The organism is Rhizobacter sp. LjRoot28 (genome assembly GCF_964253025.1).
In the GTDB taxonomy this organism is placed as follows: Bacteria; Pseudomonadota; Gammaproteobacteria; order Burkholderiales; family Burkholderiaceae_C; genus Rhizobacter.
Window position 1 is genome coordinate 1,835,791 of sequence record NZ_CAXUQC020000001.1, and the last position, 14,931, is coordinate 1,850,721.

Here is a 14,931-nt window from a genome sequence, read left to right on the forward strand (position 1 = left end):
GCTCGCCATGACCTCCCACGTCATGGACGTGCCGCCGCCCGCTGCCGAAACTGATCCCCATGCCGCAACGACAACCTGGCCATGGGGGCCGGGCCACGAGCGGCTCACCAAAGGAGATCCACATGTCTGCTTCCCTGGCTTCCGCTTCCGCTTCTGCTTCCTCTGCGCCGCAGTCCTTCCTGCGCAAGGTGCTTTGGGCCGATGCCGCCGTGAGCGCTGCCGCTGCCGCCGTCATGTCCTTCGGCGGTGGGCTGCTTGCCTCGCCACTCGGCCTGCCGACCAACCTGCTCATGCCCGCGGGCTTGAGCCTCTTCGTCTATGCGGCGTTCGTGCTGTGGTTGGCCCGCCGGCCGGTGTTGCCACGCGGTGGCGTGTGGGCGGCCGTGGTGATCAATGTGGTGTGGGCGGTGGACTGTCTGGCGATCGCGTTCGGGCCGTGGTTCGAGCCGACGGGGTTTGGGATCGCGTTCCTTGTGGCGCAGGTGGTGACGGTGGGGGTGTTTGCGGAGTTGCAGGTGATGGGGCTGCGACGCGGTGATCGTGCAGTCTCATGACCGACTCGGCCACGCAGGGGCTCGCTGTTCGGGAAGTGCAGCTTCTGCGTTGAGTGCAGGGCTGGCCCAGCGTCTTGCGAATGCGTGACGGCGGTTGCAGCTTGTTGCGATTGGTTCGAGCAGTCACCTTGTCCACTGTTCCCCCCTAGAAAACAGGCTGTCAACTCTTGCAGGTCAGGCCGCCAACCGGCGCTTTTCCATGTGGTTGTAGGGGGGTGTCTTACGCATCGGCCTTTCAGAATCGCCTCACCTTATCGAAGCGCGATCTGATCCGTGTCGACCCCTCACTCCACTGCTCAACTGCTGCCGCCCATCCCCGGCGATGCCACGTCATCTCGCCGCCCGTCCGGCGAGAGCCGTGCAGGACGTCGGCCCGACCGCGCCGCGCCGCGGAAGGCCGACAAGGCAGGCCGGCCGCTGCGCAATACACCTCCCGTCGCACTCGACAACATCCGCCTCTTCGCTGAACTGTTCGGCGATCCGCAAGCCAACGCGGCTCGGTGGTTCGTCGCCACGATCGTTCTTGGAGGAGTGGTTGCGGCCCAGGCCATTGCCATCTCGCGGATGCTGCCGTTGAAGCAGGCGGTTCCGTACGCCGTCGAGTACACCGCCGATGGCGCGGTGGTCCGGGTCGTCGAGGCTGCGGCGTATCACCCGACTTCAGCCGTGCTCAAGTCCGAGCTCGCACGCTGGGTCGAGCGCCTGCTCGTCATCGATCCTTACCTGACTCGAGAGAACCTTCGGCTCTCCACCCGTCCTCTGCGCGGCAAGGCCGTCTCGCAGCACAAGGACTTTGTTGAGGCCGAAGCGCCCTTCAAGCGCCTGCTGGCAGCTCCCGGACTGGTTCGCACCGCCCGAACGAGCGGTGTGGATGTGTCCCAGAACGGCATTGCCTTCGTCTTCGTGACCACCACCGAACGGTCCGGGACAGGGGAGGCCGTCGTCCGCAAATGGCGGTTCACGGTGCATTACGTGCTGACGGTGCCGGACACCGAGGAGAACATCCTCGCCAACCCGGCGGGTTTGAACATCACCCACTTCGAACGCGCCCAGGACCTTTCATGAACCGGCCTCGATCCACTCCGCTTTTCTTCACTGTGACGTATTCCGCCGCCGCGCTGCTGTCGCTGTCGCCCGCCTGGGCGCAATCGCCGCTCGTTCCGACGCCGGTCATGGGCGAAGCGCGCATGGTCACCTTCGACTACGACGACGACCGAATCTACAAGGTGCTTGTGCGTCCCCGCAACACCACGCAGTTGAAGCTGTCACCCGATGAACGCGTGACGTACGTCTCGGCTGGCGATGCGTCGAGCTTCAACGTCAATGTCCCGTCGAGCAAGGCGTTCGTGGAAGTCAAGCCGAAGTGGGAAGACGTGTCGACCAACCTGCTGGTCGTCACAACCCGCCGCTCGTACCACATCGACCTGCAGAGCACGTCCGAAGGGAAGAAGTGGTACACGCGGGTGGCCTGGACCTACGCCGGTCCTGCGCTGCTGGACCAGACCGAACCGGCTGCAACCCGCGCAACGGCCGAAGGGGCCACTCCTTCGGACCACCCCTCGTCGGCAACAGCAGCCGGCACAACGGCGAATGGACGCGAGGCACTGATAGCCGGGGTTTCCGTCGACAAGCTGTACTTCAAGTACGAGATGCAGGGCGACGCGCCGTTCCGACCCCTCCAAGTCTTCGATGACGGCACGCATACCTACATTCGACTGGCCGATGACCTCCAGGAACTCCCCGCGCTGTTCATGATCACGCCGGACTCCGATGAAACGGCATTGGTCAACTACAGCATCAATGCGCCGTACTTGATCGTTCAGCGCACCATGGACAAGTTCGTGCTCAAGCTCGGCCGTGCCAAGGTGGAAGTGCTGCGGGACAGCGCAAAGCCTGGCTTCTTCGCGCGGCTCGGGTTCGGGCGAGGAGGGCGCTGATGGCTGATCTCCTCATTTCGCCGGAAGGCTACACCACACCGGGCGGTGTTCCGCGGAAGCTGCTTGCCGGAATCTTCGTCGTGGTGACGCTCGCTGCAATGGCCGTCTTCATGCTCGGCGCTGCAGATGAGCCGCTGATGACCGGCGATCAGAAAGCCCGAGCGGAGCTGAGCAAACCGGAGTCGGTTGCAAGTCAGCAAAAGGGAAATGCGCATTGGGTCGACGAAGCGGCCGATCGCGCGGCGAAGGACCGCGCGGCCGCGGAGAAGAGACGCCTTTCTGGCAGCGCAGTTGACGCAAACGACGAGATCGAATCCTTCCCGATTCCCGCCGTGCCGAGGCGGGTGGGCGACCCGGAACTTCCGCAATCCGTCGGGGCTGCTGACGCCCGATTGCCTGATCCGGCGGTGGCGGAACGCGAACTGGCAGCGCGGGGCGCAGCGTCCACGGTGTTCGACGAGGGCGCGACCAGTGGGTCCGGCTCGCCGGCCGAACTCGTCAGGCGTGCTGCCGAGATGCCTGCCGGAGCAGCTGCAGACGTGGCGCCCATCATCGAGGCGATCAAGGCAACGCACGGGCGGCCGGCCCCAGCGGCGGAACCGCTGTCGCGCGCAGGAAGTGATCGCGCCTGGGCCGATCAGATGTCCACGCCAGCCACTGTCCAGCCACTGCAACCGCAGCCGCCCGTGACCGACTTGATGCTGTACCAGGGCACGGTCATCCCGAGCGTGCTGACACGACGCATCAACAGCGACATGCCGGGGGTGGTCACCGCGCGGGTCAGCATGGACGTATACGACTCGCGAACAAGCCGCCGTCTGCTGCTGCCCAAAGGAGCCTTGCTCGTCGGTGCCTACAACCACGACGTGAAGCCTGGTCAAAGCCGTCTGCAGTTTGCGTTCACGAAGCTGAAGATGCCGGACGGCTCGACGTTCGATCTGCCCGGGGCGGGCGGTTCCGACGCCGCAGGCCAAGCTGGAATGGAGGGTGACGTTGATCGCCACTTTCTCCGCACGTTCGGATCTGCGCTTCTCCTGGGCGTCATTGCTGACCGCGTCACGCGCATTGCCGCCTTGCCCAGCGGCGGGAGCCAGGGCCAGGGCGGCATCTCTGCGACCGGGCAAGTCTTCGTCGATACGGCGCGAGCCGAACTCGAGCGAAACAAGTCAATTCCGCCCACCGTCACGCTGGAGGAGGGCACGCGACTCAACGTCGAAGTTGTGCGCGACATGGCCTTTCCCACGACCTTCCCGGAGCGGTGAACCGCATGAAACATCATCCACAGTGGCCCGGGCGTCTTGCCCTAGGCCTTTGCTTCGCCATCAGTGCACCGGCCGCGCATTCACAGCGCATAGGCCCGTTCGATTTCGACTACCGCATCAGCGGTCATTCGGAGGCGCGGCCGCAGCAGGTGTTCGACGACGGTCTGGGAAAAACCTATTTCCAGTTCAAGCCGGGTGCTGCCGTGCCGGTGATCCTCGTCGGAGCAGGGCCCGTCATGCAGTTGCCTGAAGTCGAGGGTCCATATCACGTGGTGGCTGGCCGTGCGCGCGACTACACGCTGGTGGTCCCTGGGGGGACTGCCCGCGTGCGTCACACGGCGGTCCTGTCGGGTGCCCAGCCGCCGTCGAGCCACCCTGAAGCGGCCCCCGCTGCGTCGCGCCGCGGTCCACCCACCTATCGCACCGGCGACCGGACGATCAGCAGCTACGCCACTCCGGTTCGAGGCGATGTGATCGAGTGGACAGAGCCAGACCTGGCTTTGCCGGTCGATGTGGCCTTCAGCGGGCGTGGTGTTCAAGTGCCTCCACGCGATGTCGATCGCTTGGCCGCCTCGATCCGGCAGGGCGGACGCGCATCACGAATCCTGATCGAATCTTCCGACATGCATCCTGCTGGACTTCTCCTTCGGCGGGTGTCCTCGCTGCGCCGATCGCTGGCTTCTGCCGGCGCCGAACCTCATCAGCTCGTCGACGCGCCCGCCGACGCTGAAGCTACGCCGCCGCCGCCGTCGCAAACGAAGACGGCTGGCCGCACCCTGGGGCGGGACGTGCTGCGAGTTCGCTGGCGGCCAGCCCAGGGTCAACGGGACGCCGCGGTGCAAACGTTGCCCGCGAAGGCCGCGCCGTTACGGTCGGCCGTTCCGAGTGAGCTGCCGACGTCGGAGCCACTGGCCGGAATGGGCCGACCGGTTGCAGGGCAGTTCGATCTGTTGCTGAGTGATGGCACCGTCGCCGTTGCGCTGAGGCGGTGGGCGCTCGATGCCGGCTATGACCTTCAGTGGGACACGCCGGTACATGCGCCGGTCACCGGCGAGCTCACCTTGGACGCGCCGTCGTTCCCTGATGCAGCCGAGCGCGTCATCGCCGGCCTGCGCGCCTCAGGCTATCCGCTGCAGTTGATGACTGCTCCAGGGCGCACGTTGCGTGTGTCCCGGCTGGAATGAGCCGTGCTCCGGGCAATTCATCGGGGCCTACACAAATCAAAGGGAGGAGACATGTTGAAGAGATTCGTGGTGTTGCACTGTGCGGTAGGCATCGCCAGCGGCGCAATGGCGCAGAGTAACCATCACCAGCCACCCTTGCCGGTCGCCCCGTTCTCGGCCTCGGCGTCCAGCGTCGGGCCTGCGGTTGGGGCCTCAGGCGCCGTTGAACGCTGGGAGGTCATGGCATCCGACGTCACCCTGGCCCGCACCTTCGAGCGCTGGTCTTTGGCCGCCGGTCACAAGCTGAAGTGGGACGCAGCGCGCAATTTCCTGATCGGTGCGCCGGATGTGTACGTTGGAACCTTCGAGGGCGCCATCGAACACGTGTTGCGATCACCCGGAATTCGCTATTCAGACTATCCGCTGGAGGCTTGCGTCTACGCCAACAGTCCCCCACTCGTTCGAATCACCCGCCAGGGTGAGCAGAGTCGCGAATGCCTCGCATCGACCGCGCCATGAGCCGCGCCAATCGGGTCCAATTCATGAAGAAATTTCTGCTGCCCATCAGTGTGGGTCTCGTCGCCGCCTTGGCCGGCTGTGCGGTTCCAAGCATTTCGGAACGAGTTGATGGCGACCACGCCGCCGGCTCACACAACGTCTCAGCCATCACGCATGCTGCTGCCCTTGCTGCCGGCTCTTCCGCCGATGTCGCCGGCGGCGCGCAGGACGCGGAGCGGCGCGCTGCCGAACAGCGATCCAACATCGTTCTTCGGCGGTCGAGTCGCCCCTGGGTCGCATCCGTTTCCGTCCCCATGGGATCGAACGAGAAGCTTCCGTCCGTGTTCCAGGAACCGGTCAAGCTGAACTTCAATGACACCGGCTCGGGCGGCAAAGTGGGTATCCGCACGGTCGCTGAGCGGATTGCCGCCGCCACGGGCGTCCCTGTCCGGGTGAAGCCGGACGTCTTTAACGACCCTGCCCCAGCAGGCCGCTCTTCGGCATTGGCTGGGTCGAAGCCCTCCGGCGCGCTCGGAACTCCCAACGGGGCGCTGCCGCCAGAAAAGGGAACCGGGCGGCGCGTGGACGGCGGTCCCAACGCGGTGGCAATGCGTTGGAACGGATCGCTCGAGGGCTTCCTCAATCACATCACCGATATCACCAACCTCTCGTGGGAATACCGCGGGGGGGTGATCGTCATCGAGCGCTTCCGAACCGAGTTCTTCGAAGTTGCCACCCTGGATGGCGAGACGCAGTACACGATGGGGCTCAACTCCAGTGACCAAGGCAGCACTGGTACGTCGGGCGGCGGATCCGGTGGCGGGCTCAGCACGAACAATGCGAGCGCCGACGTTTCCGAGAAGGGCCGCGCCTCGACGGCAAGCACGTTGATTGCAGCGGTGCAGCAGATCCTTTCTGCCGTGCCCGGGTCGTCTGTGATTCGCGCGGACGGCTCGGGCCGAATCGCGGTAACGACTACGAAGGAGACGATGACGAAGGTCCGCGATTTTGTCAGGGCCGAGAACGAATCGATGCTCCGGCAGGCACAGATCCAGTTCGACATCTACTCCATCCGGCGCGACGAGTCCGACGAGCGCGGAATTGATTGGGGCGTGGTCGTGAAGTCGGTATCGCGCGCCATGCAGATGAACATCACTTCGCCCGCCACGGTAACGGGGGCTGCCGGCGGCGGGGTGCAGTTCTCTGTGCTCGCGGGCGGCACCAATGACCTGTCCCGCCTGGCTGGCGACAGCACCGCCATGCTGAAACTTCTGAACCAGTTCGGAAACTCCACGCAGCATCGCCCCGTGAGCCTTCTCACACTGAACCGGCAATGGGCACGCAAGGCCTCTCTCGGAAGCAAGGCCTATGTCAGCGAAACCGTTCCAGGCACCGCTTCGACGTTCGGCGCTGGTGCTCCCGGCCTCAAGACTGCGACGGTCACGACGGGCGATCGATACCTGGCCCAGCCCTTCATCATGGACAACAACACCATCGTGTTGAAGTTTGGCGTCGGACTGTCCTCGCTTGTGCAGATCGCCACGTTCACCAGCGGCACCGGGAGCACCGAGCAGCGGGTGCAGACCCCCGAGATCAGCAACCTCATCGATCAGTCCACGGTGGCACTCAAGGCCGGACAGTTGCTCGTCATCACGGGCCTTAGCCGCATCGTGACGACGGACGACACCCGGCGGCTGGGCGAGGACGTACCGCTTCTCGCCGGGGGCAGCAAGGCTCAGTCGAGGCAGCGCGAAGACTTCGTCATCTTTGTTCGGCCGACGATTCTCTGAGGTATGGCGATGCGACTCGAGCGAATCATCGCGGTCAGTGCCTCAGGGCCGTTGCTGGGCGGGCTGAGCTGGCGACCGCCACGCGGAGGAAAACACTCCATGCGTCGGCTTTACGAGGCCCGGAACCTGACGGTTGACGCGACCCACTACACGTTGTTCTCGGCCCAACAGGCCACGGTCTACGGCTTGTTCCAGCCGCGCGCCTCGGAAGAGGGCGTGAAGTTGCCAAAGGGCACCATGTCCGCGGCACAGTGCTTCGCTGCGCGGGTCGGGTTGAGCGCTCCGAACGCGGCGCTCGTCCTGACCGTCCCCGCCGATGAACACCGCAGGGACGAGAAGGTCTATGTGGTCGTCCTAGACGACGGCGTTCCGGTCGTGGACTCCCTGACCACCGAGATGGAGGCCCGCAATGCGCTTGGCTCGGAGGATCGACCGATCTGGGCAGACAACCCGGCCGCATTTCCGAACGCCGAAGCCGTGGACTTCGAATGGCTCGGGCAGGGTGCGAGCAAGGCGTGCCGAGTTCTTCCGATCCCGATCAACCCATGGCCGCTTGCAGCTGCGACCGTCATCGTCACGGTCGGTGCCGGTGCGTGGTGGGCCGTCCAGGCGGCACGGCAAGCGGAGGCCGACCGTCAACAAGCCGAGGCCATCGCGCAGAACGATCCTGTGCCCCGCTACCTGGCTGCGATGAACAGCCAGGTCCCTCACATGGCGTCGGATCGGTCGCTCATGCTTTCAGCTGTCCGGAAGATGTTCGACGCACCGGTACTCGTTCCCGGCTGGAAGATGGCGGCTACCGAGTGCAGCGCCGCTGCGGAGCGGTGCGAGACCCTCTGGTCCCGCCAAGGCGGGACCTACACCGACCTTCGGAAAGCGCGCGCGGGCGAACTCCTCTCTCGCGTCACACCTGACGGCAGTCCTATCCCTCTGCTGGATTCGGCGAGAACCAGTGTGGCCGTCGCAGTCACGCGGGTCAGCTTGATCGGCCCGGGCGCTCCGCTTCCCAGCTTCTCGCAGGCGATCGACGAGATCGGTCCGACGCTGCAGGTCTGGCGGACGGCGGATCTTGGAATTGACATCAAACCACCGATGGTCTGGCCAAGGGTGGCCGAGGTCCCGGCGCACTTCCAGCATTCACAGGCGCTGATGAGCGGCGTCATCACGCTGAGCGACGTACCCGGCCCGTTCATTCTCGAAGCGCTTGAAACGGCGCCAGGCTGGATCAGCTGGGAATCCGTTCGCGCTGACATCGGTGACGGCGATGCAGCCGGGCGCCTCAAATTCAAGGCTATGGGGATCTACTATGTCTCGTCTCGCTAGGTTAGCTTCGTTGTTCACTGTCATGTCGGGATGCTGCGCGCTGTCCAATGCGCAAACCATCGCTGACTACAGCCGGTCGCAGCGCGCGATCATCGAGGCGGCCATTTCCAGAAACGCCGCGCGCAGCACTGCACCACCGTCGCAGACAGCACTGCCTGCCATGCCGTCCGTCTCCGCGCCACAGCAGGGCATCGTCGTGGCAGCGCCTGCTCCCGTGGAATCCGAGGCAGAGGTCACCGTCACTGGTGTCATCGTTGCTGCTGGAACGCAATTGGCTGAAGTCGAGGTAGACGGTGCGCCGTACATGCTGGCTGCCGGCCAAGACGTGCCGGGCACCCGCTGGCGAGTGGAACGGATCGGCGCGGAGCGCGTCGTCCTTGCCGATCCTGCCCGCCGCTCGCGTTCGCGGAGCTTTACTCTGGCCGCCATGGGGCGCTGACCATGAAGTGGTTTGAGCGCAAGTTGGAATCGACGTCATCGCCTTTGGGTGAACTGGCGCTCGTTCATGGCGGACCCGGCAGCGGCTCCCAACTCGGTTCACGGCGCTCCCCAACGCTTGCTCAGGAGTCGAGCGCAAGAGACGTTTCCCAGGCGAGTGACTTTCGCGTCACCGAGCCACTCGACTCGGTGATCTCCCGGTACTCGGACGTGCCTCCGTACCAGCGCCTCCTGACCGGCGGAGATGAGCCCGTGTACCGGCTGCCGGCCGACCAGCGGGAGCGACTCATCGCGACGGACATCGGCGGCAAGCGGGTGCATGTCATCCGCGCCTCAATGCCCGAAGCGGACCTGAAGCCCCTGCAGTGGCAGATCCGCGCGTTGAAGGGAGACCTTCGGGCAAGGGGGTATCAGATCGTCGATGAACTGGTGGCCACGCCGGAAGTGATGCGGGTGATCATGCGCAACGCAGGGCGAAGCACTCAATCGCGGGGACACGGCGAGCCGCTGCGTCTCTTCAATCACTGGATCGAACTCGCGGCTCGGGCAGACGCGACCGACCTGCACGTCGACGTCTCAGGCAACGTTGCCCTTGTGCGCGTCCGTGTCGATGGGCGACTTGAGTCGCTCGCCGATGGGCACGGCGGCAAGTACCCGCGTGCAGAAGCCGTGGATGCACTTGCTGCCGGGTACAACAACACGCGGCAAGGCAACAACGTCTCACAGTACACCGAAGACAAATTCGTCTCCTGCATGATCGGTCTCAACCTGCCGGGCCTCTCGGGTCAACTGCGATACCAGAACTTCAAGGGAAGGTCCGGGCCGAAGGCGGTGATCCGCATCCTGCGTTGCGGCGAAGAGAACGCCATCACGTTCGAGAAAGCTGGCTATGCCCGCAGTCAGCTCCGCTTGCTGCGCGAGGCCGGTCGGTCCGGCAAGGGCATCGTGCTGATCGCCGGAGTCACCAGTTCGGGCAAGTCCACGAGCCTGAAGTGCCTCATCGAAACGCTCCCGGGGCTCGATGCCAAGGCGGTCTACACCGTGGAGGATCCCATCGAGTACGAAATCCGGGGTGCCCATCAGATTGAAGTACTGCGAGATCTGGCGGACGACGACCTCACCAACTCGCGCTACGCCGACACCATGCGTGCTCTGATGCGAGGTGATCCCGACGGCGTGATGATGGGTGAGATCCGCGACCGCCTGACAGCCATGTTTGCGCTGCAGATTGCCGAGACAGGGCATCTGGCGATGGGCACCGTTCACGCGCATCTGATCAGCACCATCGTTCCGAGGCTGACGAACGATCAGATCGGCTTGTCCCGCCAAGCGCTCACCGGCCCCAACATCCTCAACCTGCTGGTGTACCAGGCCCTCGTTCCGAAGCTCTGCACGCTGTGTGCCGACTCCACCCCGGTGGCAGCGGAACTGGATCCAGACGTGGCAGAGATCGTCGAAGTTCTCGAGCAAAAGTACAGAGTGCCGACCCACCGACTGCGGTGGGAACACCGAGGCGGTTGTTCGCATTGCCAGTGGCGTGGCATCAAGGGCAAGACGATCGTGGCGGAGATGCTGCGCCCGGATCGGGCTTGGCTTCGACTCGTCCGCAACAACGAAGACGATGCGGCCGTGCTTCATTTCCGATCCGCGTCGGACGGGGACTTCATGAGCCCGGACATGACCGGAAAAACCGTGTTTGAGCACACGCTGTGGAAAGCACTTCAAGGTGAAGTTGACGTCCGAAACTGCGAAGAGTTCGACTCGTTCGAACGCTTCGAAGTGCTTCCTGCAAGAGGGAGGAGCGAATGATGCGGCGCCACGCGAGCAGAAGAGCGTGGATATGGCTCTTCCGGTTCCAACGGGCCGAGTTCTATCGCGACCTAGCCGACATGTTCCGGCGCAACGAAGCGATGATTTCCTTCTTCGAGGGCGAGATCAGGATCTCCGGTCGCACACGGCAACGGGCTCGGGCGGCCGCCCTGCGCGGCATGCTGGCCACCTACCAGCTGGGCGGCCACGCCGGACAGCTGAGCCACCTGCTGGATGGGGTCGTCCCGCGGGGCGACGCCATGATGCTGACCGGCGTCGATCGAGCAGACGACAAGGCCGCCGCACTGAGCGCGCTTGCCGTCGCCGTTGAGAAGCAGTCTGCGATGCGAGCCGTGGTGCTGGCCCATTCAGTGCTGCCATTGCTGATGCTCCCGCTCTGCTATGTCCTGATCAGCGTGCTGAGCGACGTAATTCTCACCATCGACCGTAGTACGCCGATCTACGTCAAGGAAGAGCTTTGGCGGGGCACCAATGGCTGGGCGCGTGATGTGGCGCAGGCAAGCGAGGCCTACGGACCTTTCCTCATGGCGCTGTTCGTCGGCGTCATTGCAGCTGCACTCGCATCCTTGCCAAGGTGGAGGGGGCCGTTGCGTCTCGTCGTCGAAGGCTGGCCGGTCTACGGGCTCTACCGAGACTTTCAATCCGGAATGCTGTTCACCGCGATGGCCATGCTGTTGTCGAACGGCGGAACGCTCCGTGGCTCGCTGGAGGACATCGCGCAGCGTTCGTCACTTTGGATGCGATGGCATCTGAGCCGCGTTCTGCGCGCGTTGGACGAGAACCCAACCAGCACCCTAGAGGCTTTCGGTCGGGGAATCTTGTCGCCCTACATGCTGGCGCGAGCGACCACGCTTCAAAGGACGGCCGCCAACTTCTCGGACGTGCTGGTCGAACTGGGGACCCGGGAAGGGGATCGGGTACTCGAAGGCGTTCGTCGTGCAGCGCTTGCAGCAAATGTCGCGTTGGTCGGACTGCTGCTCTTGCTGTGCACGTTCATGGGATTGGCGACGCTGACGGTTCCGGGCAAATTCTCATCGCTCATGGAGCCCGCCACCTTGATGGAGCTGAAGCAGTCCCATGAGGCAGACGCACTCAGGCGGCCACGTTAGTGCCCACGACAACCACGAGGAGAGCAACCAATGTCCCGTTCCGTCATCATTCCCCGGATGCAGTGCCGTCAACGCGGCAACGCGGTCCTGTTCACACTATTGTCCATGGTGATCGGCGGCATCGTCGTTGCCGTCGGCGTCACTCAGTACCAGGACGCGGACCGAGCTGCGTCCGTTCAGGCGACCGTGGCTGAGGTGAATACCATCATCGGCAACGTGAAGCAGAACTACGGGCAGTACTCCTATGCGGGTCTCACCACGGGCATCGCAGTGGGCTCACGGGTGATTCCAGAGAGCCTCCAAACTTCGCAAGCAGCGGCCCGCAACAAGTTTGGCGGGGCGATCGAGATGCGCGAGCGTGCGCCAGCCGGTTCGGGCACCGCTGAGTTGGTGTATCCGAACGTGCCGCGAGCCATCTGCACCAGCGTGATCAATGGCACCCAAGGGCTTGCGCGACAGATCCTCATTGGCGCGACGGTGGTCAAGCCCGAGAACGGCATCGTTGACTTGGCCGCGCTCAACACGGGTTGCTCCACGGCTGCTGCAGCCGACATCACGTGGGTCGTCGGTCGCACATGAACATGAGCGTGCGCGGAGGCTGGCGACCATCGTCGTCGCAGCGGGGGAACGCCATGCTGTTCGCGTTGCTGGCCCTCGTGATCATGGGTCTCATCGCGGCGACCATCTTGCAGAGTCGCCGTGTGGAAATGAAGCGGGCAGCAGGTGTCGCCGAAGCAACCGTTCTTGAGAAGCTGCGCAACGGCCTGCAAGGCGCGATGTACGAGCACTTCAACGCGCTGCAGCAAGGACTGCCCATGAGCAAGGGGACCGTCTCTGTTCCCGTCAGCGACGAATCGGGTCATCGCGTCTGGCGCCCGACCGTCGCCCAACTCCGAGACATGGGCTACCTCCCTGCGGGTTGGAATGCAGAACGATCGGCGTTGAACGACGGGCCCTACAGTCTCTCGCTGCGAACCGTTCCGCCGGGATGCGCCGCGGTCAACTGTGACGTCGAAGCCCACGTCGTCGTCATGCGCCCATTCCTTGACGAGGGGCGCGGTACCCCAGTCGACGGCGTGACGATCGGCCCCATCCTGACCAGAACCGGTGCAGACGGAGGAATTTCTCTGGCGACACGCCCAGGAATGATCACCGGCTTCAATAACGCGTGGACGCTTCCGAATCCGGTTCCGGGACAACCAGCAGGGATTGTGGCTTTAAGGATTGGCACCGAGAGCGCTGGTTTCAATCAGTTCGTCCGGATGGGCGATCTGAGAGATCCATCGCTGCGTGGCGATCTCACAGCAGCAGGTAGTCTTCAGATCGGCGGTGGAGTTTCGGTCGCTCAGGGCGTTTCCGTCGGTGGTGATGTGACTGTCCGAGGCACTGATGGTCAGCCATGCGTGGTCCTTCGTCCAGATGGTCGGCTGAGCATCACCTGCGCTGGAGCTTTAGCCGCATCCAGCGCTACGTTTGCGGATGGCGGCGGCAATGCCACTCATGTGAGCTCGAGCGAAGTCGCCACGACAGGCGAGGTACGCGCAGATGGTGGTGTCTATGCTGGCGCGGTCAGTTTATTTTCCGTGGATCATCCGAACAGCATTCGCCTACCAACCAACGGACTGAGCGTGCGCGGCCCAGATGGTGATCTTATGACATTGTCCGCAGGCGGAGGAAGCATAAAGCGCACGCTGACCGTGGGGGACATGGCATTTGAAAACGCCGTTGAAGAAGGCGCCGGGTGCGAAACCACTACCGCGGCTGGAGGAACTGGACGCATGGCAGTGACGGTCGATCAGTCCCTCGCCATTTGCATAGAGTCGCGCTGGACCGTTGCACAGCGGTGGGGGAAGGCGGGCGCCTCGTGCGCCAAGCCAGGGGTGTTTGCCACCGATCAATCGGACGGGGCAGCACTCATCTGCCGAAGTGGTGTATATACGAAAACTGCTCCCCTTCTTTCCAGCTTTAGTTTGGCGGGTACTAGAGCGATCCAGTTCACAGATGCCCCTGTGCGTTTGGCGAAGCCGGATTGCGCTGAAGCAGGAACGAAACAGGTGGAGCCCCTCGTGATAATCGTTCCAAATAACGAAAATCCGGCCGTTCAAGGGGCAAATACGGTGTCCGGCGTCAATCGCTTCGCACTCGATGTAGGTGACGAATGGGAACTGTACGTTGAGCGGTCTTCCGATAAGACAATCCTTCCCGCAAATATCGTCGCCTTCGTGTATTGCTATTATCCAGAATCATGAATATTAAAACTGTTGCTGCCCTATTGAGTGCTGGGTGTTTTTGCGTCGAGTCTTTTGCACTTGACCCGACGGGAGACTCGGTCACCAACGGGAGGCAGAGAGGGTCGGGCGGCGTACTTTTGGCGCCCGCTCAAGGTTATTCCTCGCTCCTGAGGCAGGTGCCGCTCGCATCGCAAACTCCGCTAAATTACTTTGTCCGATACGGGCCATTCTATAACGGGTCAGATGCTACGGTTCGAATTCGGTTGCAACATATTGGCGGATCGCCTGAGCACGACGTAATTGGTATCATTGGGGATTACCCGGTCGCTGCGCACCAAGATTCAATTGAATATGAGGTGCCGCCGCACACTTACTATTCATTTGCTGCAAAGGACTACGCAGCCATATCAGCGTCAGCGGATCGCGACGGGATTGGCGTGTCCCAAGTTGGGTTGCCGACAGAGGCAGACTTCCGATGGCCGACTGGGCTGCTCGTCCGCTGCTTTGATGTGATCAGGTTACATTCACAAGTGCACTATTCGGTATATCACTATGCGATTGGCTCTATGTCGGACAAATCGGTCCGGCTAGACGCGGAGAGTGCGATGGTGCCTAATACAACTACTGGGCCAAAGCCAGCCAATCCAGTAACTTGCGAAACGCGACTTGACGATTGATCTCAATTCAATCCGCACACGAGTTTACGCTCCGGAGGAGCGGTATACGAGTCAAAACCGGTTAACGACTTCGCGCGCGACCGCCTGCGCCTAGCGCGGATTTGCGGCTACTGCTGGAT

13 protein-coding genes are annotated in these 14,931 nt (G+C 63.3%); all 13 read left to right on the top strand.

Annotated elements, in window-relative coordinates:
* Positions 1 to 122 precede the first annotated feature (122 nt).
* The 13 genes from ACSQ2F_RS08560 (at position 123) to ACSQ2F_RS08620 (ending at position 14,153) form a co-directional block, all read left to right on the top strand.
* Complete coding sequence (locus ACSQ2F_RS08560; protein WP_436021721.1) at positions 123 to 554, top strand: hypothetical protein; 432 nt, start codon at positions 123 to 125, stop codon at positions 552 to 554.
* A gap of 273 nt (positions 555 to 827) precedes the next feature.
* Positions 828 to 1,619 (top strand): VirB8/TrbF family protein, encoded by a 792-nt coding sequence (locus tag ACSQ2F_RS08565; RefSeq protein ID WP_436021723.1) that lies wholly within the window; start codon positions 828 to 830, stop codon positions 1,617 to 1,619.
* Positions 1,616 to 2,491 (top strand): TrbG/VirB9 family P-type conjugative transfer protein, encoded by an 876-nt coding sequence (locus ACSQ2F_RS08570; protein WP_436021725.1) that lies wholly within the window; start codon positions 1,616 to 1,618, stop codon positions 2,489 to 2,491. Before ACSQ2F_RS08565 ends, ACSQ2F_RS08570 begins: the two co-directional genes overlap by 4 nt.
* Positions 2,491 to 3,753: a TrbI/VirB10 family protein gene (locus ACSQ2F_RS08575; RefSeq protein WP_436021727.1), complete on the top strand. Its 1,263-nt coding sequence runs from the start codon at positions 2,491 to 2,493 to the stop codon at positions 3,751 to 3,753. The genes ACSQ2F_RS08570 and ACSQ2F_RS08575 overlap by 1 nt, the downstream gene beginning before the upstream one ends.
* Positions 3,754 to 3,758: 5 nt before the next feature.
* Entirely contained in the window at positions 3,759 to 4,937 is a 1,179-nt protein-coding gene (locus tag ACSQ2F_RS08580) for a TcpQ domain-containing protein (protein WP_436021729.1), read from the top strand.
* 54 nt (positions 4,938 to 4,991) lie between these two features.
* Entirely contained in the window at positions 4,992 to 5,435 is a 444-nt protein-coding gene (locus tag ACSQ2F_RS08585; protein ID WP_436021731.1) for a TcpQ domain-containing protein, read from the top strand.
* Complete coding sequence (locus tag ACSQ2F_RS08590; protein WP_436021733.1) at positions 5,411 to 7,204, top strand: type II secretion system protein GspD; 1,794 nt, start codon at positions 5,411 to 5,413, stop codon at positions 7,202 to 7,204. The genes ACSQ2F_RS08585 and ACSQ2F_RS08590 overlap by 25 nt, the downstream gene beginning before the upstream one ends.
* Positions 7,205 to 7,303: 99 nt before the next feature.
* Positions 7,304 to 8,527 (top strand): hypothetical protein, encoded by a 1,224-nt coding sequence (locus ACSQ2F_RS08595; RefSeq protein WP_436021735.1) that lies wholly within the window; start codon positions 7,304 to 7,306, stop codon positions 8,525 to 8,527.
* Between the two features lie 10 nt (positions 8,528 to 8,537).
* Positions 8,538 to 8,966 carry a hypothetical protein gene (locus ACSQ2F_RS08600; RefSeq protein ID WP_436021737.1) on the top strand — a complete coding sequence of 143 codons (429 nt, stop codon included), beginning with the start codon at positions 8,538 to 8,540 and terminating at the stop codon, positions 8,964 to 8,966.
* 2 nt (positions 8,967 to 8,968) lie between these two features.
* A complete protein-coding gene (locus ACSQ2F_RS08605; RefSeq protein ID WP_436021739.1) occupies positions 8,969 to 10,774 on the top strand; it encodes a GspE/PulE family protein in 1,806 nt (601 codons plus the stop codon).
* A complete protein-coding gene (locus ACSQ2F_RS08610; RefSeq protein WP_436021741.1) occupies positions 10,771 to 11,904 on the top strand; it encodes a hypothetical protein in 1,134 nt (377 codons plus the stop codon). The genes ACSQ2F_RS08605 and ACSQ2F_RS08610 overlap by 4 nt, the downstream gene beginning before the upstream one ends.
* Before the next feature lie 30 nt (positions 11,905 to 11,934).
* Positions 11,935 to 12,483: a type 4 pilus major pilin gene (locus ACSQ2F_RS08615; protein ID WP_436021743.1), complete on the top strand. Its 549-nt coding sequence runs from the start codon at positions 11,935 to 11,937 to the stop codon at positions 12,481 to 12,483.
* 53 nt (positions 12,484 to 12,536) lie between these two features.
* Complete coding sequence (locus tag ACSQ2F_RS08620) at positions 12,537 to 14,153, top strand: hypothetical protein (protein ID WP_436021745.1); 1,617 nt, start codon at positions 12,537 to 12,539, stop codon at positions 14,151 to 14,153.
* Positions 14,154 to 14,931 lie beyond the last annotated feature (778 nt).

What these genes read in the sequence shown, in the direction of transcription:
- ACSQ2F_RS08590 (WP_436021733.1), top strand. Translation starts at nt 5,411, where the DNA reads ATGCCTCGCATCGACCGCGCCATGAGCCGCGCCAATCGGGTCCAATTC.
- ACSQ2F_RS08595 (WP_436021735.1), top strand. Translation starts at nt 7,304, where the DNA reads ATGCGTCGGCTTTACGAGGCCCGGAACCTGACGGTTGACGCGACCCAC.
- ACSQ2F_RS08575 (WP_436021727.1), top strand. Translation starts at nt 2,491, where the DNA reads ATGGCTGATCTCCTCATTTCGCCGGAAGGCTACACCACACCGGGCGGT.
- ACSQ2F_RS08605 (WP_436021739.1), top strand. Translation starts at nt 8,969, where the DNA reads ATGAAGTGGTTTGAGCGCAAGTTGGAATCGACGTCATCGCCTTTGGGT.
- ACSQ2F_RS08570 (WP_436021725.1), top strand. Translation starts at nt 1,616, where the DNA reads ATGAACCGGCCTCGATCCACTCCGCTTTTCTTCACTGTGACGTATTCC.
- ACSQ2F_RS08560 (WP_436021721.1), top strand. Translation starts at nt 123, where the DNA reads ATGTCTGCTTCCCTGGCTTCCGCTTCCGCTTCTGCTTCCTCTGCGCCG.
- ACSQ2F_RS08615 (WP_436021743.1), top strand. Translation starts at nt 11,935, where the DNA reads ATGTCCCGTTCCGTCATCATTCCCCGGATGCAGTGCCGTCAACGCGGC.
- ACSQ2F_RS08580 (WP_436021729.1), top strand. Translation starts at nt 3,759, where the DNA reads ATGAAACATCATCCACAGTGGCCCGGGCGTCTTGCCCTAGGCCTTTGC.
- ACSQ2F_RS08620 (WP_436021745.1), top strand. Translation starts at nt 12,537, where the DNA reads ATGCTGTTCGCGTTGCTGGCCCTCGTGATCATGGGTCTCATCGCGGCG.
- ACSQ2F_RS08610 (WP_436021741.1), top strand. Translation starts at nt 10,771, where the DNA reads ATGATGCGGCGCCACGCGAGCAGAAGAGCGTGGATATGGCTCTTCCGG.